Origin of the sequence: Microcystis sp. M113S1 (genome assembly GCF_020246945.1) — a bacterium.
GTDB lineage: Bacteria > Cyanobacteriota > Cyanobacteriia > Cyanobacteriales > Microcystaceae > Microcystis.
Window position 1 is genome coordinate 1 of record NZ_JADBSA010000132.1, and the last position, 5,557, is coordinate 5,557.

4 protein-coding genes and 1 pseudogene are annotated in these 5,557 nt (G+C 44.2%); 4 read left to right on the forward strand and 1 reads right to left on the reverse strand.

The genetic code is table 11. The features are described 5' to 3' along the window. Window positions 1–180: 180 nt before the first annotated feature. Window positions 181–324 carry a hypothetical protein gene (locus IM319_RS06700; RefSeq protein WP_287684419.1) on the reverse strand — a complete coding sequence of 48 codons (144 nt, stop codon included), beginning with the start codon at window positions 322–324 and terminating at the stop codon, window positions 181–183. Window positions 325–330: 6 nt separating this feature from the next. Between IM319_RS06700 and IM319_RS06705 the strand changes: the two are divergent. The 4 genes and pseudogenes from IM319_RS06705 to IM319_RS06720 all read left to right on the forward strand — a co-directional run. Beyond that, window positions 331–624 (forward strand): annotated as a pseudogene (locus tag IM319_RS06705) (Piwi domain-containing protein); the annotation flags it as partial. Between the two features lie 290 nt (window positions 625–914). Then, the gene (locus tag IM319_RS06710) at window positions 915–3,284 is read left to right on the forward strand and encodes a glycogen debranching protein (protein WP_287735076.1); all 2,370 of its coding nucleotides are present in this window, start codon (window positions 915–917) and stop codon (window positions 3,282–3,284) included. Between the two features lie 171 nt (window positions 3,285–3,455). Beyond that, the gene (locus tag IM319_RS06715) at window positions 3,456–4,106 is read left to right on the forward strand and encodes a TVP38/TMEM64 family protein (protein WP_149974560.1); all 651 of its coding nucleotides are present in this window, start codon (window positions 3,456–3,458) and stop codon (window positions 4,104–4,106) included. A gap of 211 nt (window positions 4,107–4,317) precedes the next feature. After that, complete coding sequence (locus IM319_RS06720; RefSeq protein WP_287735077.1) at window positions 4,318–5,325, forward strand: DnaJ C-terminal domain-containing protein; 1,008 nt, start codon at window positions 4,318–4,320, stop codon at window positions 5,323–5,325. The last annotated feature ends 232 nt before the right edge of the window (window positions 5,326–5,557 follow it).

Genomic DNA, 5,557 nt, shown 5'->3' on the forward strand with positions numbered 1-5,557 from the left:
GGTCAACTACCTAATTTTCAGGGAAAAAGTACCTGAATTTTCCCCCTGATCACTCCCATGCCTGGTACTTTTTGATTGACAAAAAGTCTAAAAGTCTTACCCAACAAGGTTTTTAGATTTATTCAGCAGACCCTAAATAAGTCGATCGAGATGGGCAAAATCTCCCTCGGAACATTTAAGCTATCTCTTGGGAAAATTACTGGCCCGATAAATTACTTTTTGATCGACTTTAATCCAATGGAGACTCTCTAAACGATTTCTAAGATTAGTAATAGTTACTCCCAACTCGTCGGCGATCGCATACAGATGTCCCCATTTCGTCAAGTCACGTCCCTAGGATTAGCTTTTGCTTTATCAAAACGGGAAGTTATCAAGATAACTTCCCAAGTGTCTGAACAAATAGGTGTTTCTCGTCCCTTACGCTTAAAAGTTCATGAATTAGGAGAACAAGTAAATTTAAAACAGTTAGTTGACACTACGTTGAAATTAACTTTACTTCACTATGGTTCTCTCAAAGACCCCCGTTTACCTATCCCTTTGTATGGAGCGGATGCTATTGCTCATCGACGCTTACAAGGAATTTGTCCTAGTTTATTAGAAGATGATTGTCAATTCTGGCTTTAGAGAGGAAAATTATGTATAATTCTCATAGCAATCTACACCATCTAGAAGAATTAGTCAGTGATTTATCTAACCAAATTAGTTTACTGACGGCATAAAATCGAGCAATTAAAGAAAGATTAGCCTATCTTGAATGGGACTTGCATCGAGAAAATGGATGTTTACAAGCCGAAAATTTATCTCTAGGTTAAATTGCACAGCTTGTTTTCCCGGTAGATCAAGCTTTAGATTTTTTTCTTATTTCCTTGAGCGAAAAATGTCTATCATCAAAGGCGATATTATCCCGCCAATTTATGATACCAGCGATCGGTCAAAATCATCCCCAATCTGGTAATTATGCCCCCCTAGATAGCCATCTCTGGGCCGATGCCACCTATCCCCTCGGAGCGCATTATCGGGGCGATAGTGTCACCTTTGCCGTCTATTCTAAAAATGCCAGTCAGATTCTTCTGGAAATCTACGATCGCCCGACGGGAGAAAACGCTAAGTATGATTACTGGTTGACAAAAAACCCAAATGATGATATGTGGCGGGCAAAAATCGCCGGTATTCCCCCGGGCAGTTACTACGCTTTTCGCTGTTGGGGTTCCAATTGGCAATTTGATCAAAAATGGCAAAGAGGCCACAGTAACGCTGGTTTTCGGGCAGATGTGGACGATTTCGGCCATCGTTTTAACCCCAATAAAGTCCTCTTCGATCCCTACACGCGAGAACTTTCCCACGACCTTGAAACCCCGGCCATGATCGCGGCCGGAGAAAATGCGGGAATGTATGCCACGGGAGAAGGGGACTACAAAGGAGTGATCCGGCGGCAATACGATACGGGCAAATGGTCGCCCAAAGGCATTGTTATCGCGCCGGATGGGACTTCTACCGGGATTCGTCCCCGTCTGGGTGCGGAAAAAGCGATCATTTATGAGGCCCATGTGCGTGGTTTAAGCAATCACCCCTCCGCTAGTCGTTTAGAAGATATTCTCAAGGGAATTACGGGTTTTGAGGAAGTGGCTAACGTTCCCGACCAGTACAGGGGAACTTATGCGGGAGCCGGCTATATGGCCAAATACCTGAAAGCGCTAGGATTTACCACGATCGAACTCTTACCCGTCCAAGAAACCGCTAACGATAATAACCCCGACGATCGCCCCGGTGGTAACTATTGGGGTTACATGACCTTTGGTTATTTCGCCCCCGATCGCCGTTATGCTTATGATCGCTCCCCCGGTGGACCGACCAGAGAATTTAAGGCCATGGTCAAAGCTTTCCACGACCAAGGTATAGAAGTTTATCTCGATGTGGTCTATAATCACACGGGAGAAGGGGGCAATTGGGGCAGCAACGATGTCACCGGATTTGTTAGTTTTGGTGGTTTTGATGTGGTGGAATACTATCAACTCACCGATGAACATTATCTAGTCGATGGGGCCACCGGCTGCGGAAATCAATTAAACTTTTCCCATATTGTCACCTGTAATCTGGTTCTTGATTCCCTCACCTATTGGTTAGAAACCATGGGAGTTGATGGTTTTCGTTTTGATCTGGCCACCGTCCTCGGTCGAACTCCTTCTAGTCATGAACGGGAAGATTGGGGCAAACAAAAACAATTCTTTCCTAAACATCCTTTGTTAGAAAAGATCGAGAAATTAGGCAAGAAATACGATGCCGAAATGATCGCCGAAGCTTGGGATATCTGGGGTTACGAAGTGGGGAATTTCCCAACGGGTTGGGGAGAATGGAATGGCCGTTATCGCGATGCAATCCGGCGTTTTTTAAAGGGAAATAGTAATACTTTTCAATTCATCGAACAGGTGAACGGAGATTATCGCAATTTTAACGACCAAGGCGGACCACAAAAATCGATCGGTTTTATTGTTGCCCACGATGGTTTTACCCTGATGGATTTAGTCAGTTATAACAATAAAAATAACCTCAATCCCTGGCCTTTTGGTCCTTCTGATGGCGGCAATAATAATAACGATTCTTGGGATTCTGGCGGTAATCAGTCCTTACGTCGCCAAAGATTACGCAACTTTTGGACGATTCAATTTTTGTCTCGCGGTGTGCCGATGACTGTCTGGGGTGATGAATTTGGCCGCAGCCAAAATGGTAATAATAATCCCTACAATATTGATAGTGTGGCCACTTGGAATAATTATGATATGATCGCCACCCGTTCACCCCATCTACTGCCCACGGGTTATCGGGAAGCTTATCATAATAATTTTGGCACGGGAACTAATCAAGAAGAACGCAATCCTTTATTTATTTTTGCCGCTTATATTGCTCACTTAAGACAGAATCATATAGCACTCAAACAGCGCCGCTACGGTGATATGGTTCTCGATGCGGGCAATAGTGTCACCTACTTATTTAAAAAACCCGATGGGGTTAGCGATTTAACTGCCCATGATCGCTCTATTTGGTTTTTAATTGATGGTAGTGCCGTCGGTGATCACGATTTTTTGGTGTTAATTAATATGTATTATCTGCCGGTGGATTTTCGCGTTCCCTCACCACCCGATAATTATCGTTGGCTAAGAATTATTGACACGGCAGCTTGGGCAGAAACCGATTATAATTGTTGGTCTGTGGATCAAGGGGCAGTAATTGCCGATCGCTATAAAGTCAATGGTTTTTCGATCGTGGTTTTGGAGGAGGTTAACTAAACTACCCACAGCGATATCGGGGGTAATTTGGGGACAGATCGGGCAGCCCGCTAACATTGAGATCGAGATCGATTCTCAGCTGATTTCTGCTATATTTTTGGCAACAGAGAAATATCAACCCCAGCTGCATCTCAGTTTTGCCACCCGCACTTAGCCCAAAATTGCCGTTAAATGTCTAAAACTAAAAGTAGTGTCATTATCCTAACCATAATTTGTATTATCGCCACGGCGATCGGAGTTTATCTAATCGGTGGTATCGACTCCCAACAATTACAGATCTGGTTAAAACAAATGGGAATTATGGCCCCCATTTTGTATATTATTCTCTATACGATCGGGACAATTTTAATTCTGCCTTCTACCCCCTTAAACCTCAGTGGTGGGGCTATCTTTGGGGTGGTTATGGGAACAGTTTGGACAACGATCGCCGCTTTGGTGGCCGCTATAGTTGCCTTTGCTTTTACCCGTACTATTGGCCGGGAATATACCGCCAAAAAATTTCAGGGAAAATGGCAAGCGATCGATGCAGAAATGCAGCAAGGCGGCCTATTTTATATGTTTGCTATCCGTCTATTACCGATTATTCCCTACGGTATCGTTAACTTTGTTGCGGGATTAACTTCTATCCGTTTTCGCGATTATTTCATCGGTACTTTATTAGGCACTGTCCCCGGAATTTTACCCTTTGTCATGATGGGTGCGGGTTTAAAATCTTTAGGAAAAGGCGATATATTGCCCCTGATGGTGGCTTTTACCCTCATTGCTCTGTTAGTAGGTGTGGGAACTTGGTATCGTCGTCGTCGGCAATTTCCCTTTCAGTGATCAGTGATCAGTTATCAGTTATCAGTTATCAGATTGGAGTTTTAAGTAGATAGTGTTAAGTGAAAACTTTGGCACTTTATTTTCACTGATCACCGGTTACTGGTTACTGTTCACCGATCACTGATCACTGATTCAAGCCTGACAACGATAAAATTAAGTTAGATTAGGAATATCCCGACTGAATGCTCATTGCTAAGGAGATAGCGTATCGATGCCTGCCGCAGATTATAAAGATTATTATGCCGTTCTGGGAGTAGGTAAAACTGCCAGCGCTGAAGAAATTAAAAAAGCTTTTCGTAAATTAGCCGTCAAATATCATCCCGATCGCAATCCTAACGATAAAAGCGCCGAAGAACGTTTTAAAGAAATTAGTGAAGCTTACGAAGTCCTCTCCGATAGCGAAAAACGCCAAAAATACGATCAATTTGGACAATATTGGCAACAGGCCGGGCGATCGAATTGGCCCGGTGGTAATCCGGGGGGTGACTTTGGTTCGGACGGTTTTGACTTTAGCCAGTACAGCACCTTTGATGATTTTATCAATGAACTGCTCGGTCGCATGGGCCACCCCGGCGGTACTCGCCCCCGTTCCCATCCCTACGGTACTCCGGGGGGAGGATTTGGCGATTTTAGCAATTTTAACGACTTTGCCGGCGCTCGTACTCCACCGCAATCTGTCACTTCTGGTATCTCCACCGCTAAACTGCGTCTGAGTTTTGCGGAAGCTTTACGAGGAGTACAAAAACGGGTTAATTTAGCCGGAGAAATGATCGATATCAAAATCCCCCCAGGAACTAAAACCGGCAATCGTCTCCGGGTACGGGGTAAAGGACTAATCGATCCCTTAAGCAAACAACGGGGAGATCTATTTCTCGATGTGCAATTAGAACCCCATCCTTTCTTTACTTTTGAAGGCGATAATTTAACCTGTGAAGTCCCGATTACTCCCGATGAGGCGGTTTTAGGCACAGCGATCGAAGTTCCTACCCCCGATGGCATGGTGACGGTAAAAATTCCCGCCGGTATTCGTTCCGGTCAATCCCTGCGCTTACGCGGCAAAGGTTGGATCGATAATAAAGGACAACGCGGCGATCAATTAGTCAAAATTGTCATCGATACTCCCAAACAGTTAACGGCGATCGAACGGGAATTATACGAGAAAATTAAATCTCAGCGTACCACCGATCCCCGTCGTCATCTCAGACAGGTGCAAATTTAAGTCCCTAGCTAGGGTTTGCCAAAACAGTTTTTCTTGGTGCTGATTACTGTCTCTGGGGTTTATCAAGGGGGGATCGGCACCCCCCTTATTACTATCCATTAGTCAGATCTTTCTTAACAAAAAGAGAAGAAACTTAAAAAAAGGGGAAACGATTGATAGGTATAGTTTTGAAAGAAGGAATTAAGGTGGAGGTAAGCAAAAAAATGGAGAAATGGGCAGCCCAAGAATTACA

Coding starts and splice junctions, on each gene's coding strand:
- IM319_RS06720 (WP_287735077.1), top strand. CDS start 4,318: ATGCCTGCCGCAGATTATAAAGATTATTATGCCGTTCTGGGAGTAGGT.
- IM319_RS06710 (WP_287735076.1), top strand. CDS start 915: ATGATACCAGCGATCGGTCAAAATCATCCCCAATCTGGTAATTATGCC.
- IM319_RS06715 (WP_149974560.1), top strand. CDS start 3,456: ATGTCTAAAACTAAAAGTAGTGTCATTATCCTAACCATAATTTGTATT.